The sequence below is a fragment of the Oleiphilus sp. HI0043 genome, from assembly GCF_001634935.1.
Window position 1 is genome coordinate 1 of the sequence record NZ_LWEY01001691.1, and the last position, 470, is coordinate 470.

Sequence of the window (470 nt, forward strand, 5' to 3'; positions counted from 1 at the left end):
TGTGCACCAATCACCTGGCCTATTGGCATGGGTAAAGAGTTTAAAGGTGTTTATCACTTATATAAGGATGAGACAGTCCTTTATCAGACGGGGCAAGGTCATCAGATTCAGGATTCAAGAGTAATAAAAGGTCTCGATAATCCAGAGCTGGAAGAGGCGATTGGGCATTATGCAGAAGAACTTAGAGATGAAATTGAATTAGTTAAAGGTGCATCGCACGAGTTTGATCATGAGCTATTTTTAGCAGGCGAACTGACGCCGGTGTACTTCGGTACCGCTCTGGGTAATTTTGGTGTAGACCATATGCTTGAAGGCTTAACTGAGTGGGCGCCTGCGCCGCAATCACGAGCGACGAATGTGCGCCAGGTTGAGGCCGAAGAAGAAAAGTTCACAGGCTTCGTTTTTAAAATTCAGGCAAATATGGACCCAATGCATCGAGACAGAATCGCATTTATGCGCATTTGTTCGGG

The 470-nt window shown here is 45.5% G+C and carries 1 pseudogene; it reads left to right on the forward strand.

From position 1 onward, the window contains the following. Positions 1-470 (forward strand): annotated as a pseudogene (gene prfC, locus A3729_RS25830) (peptide chain release factor 3); the annotation flags it as partial.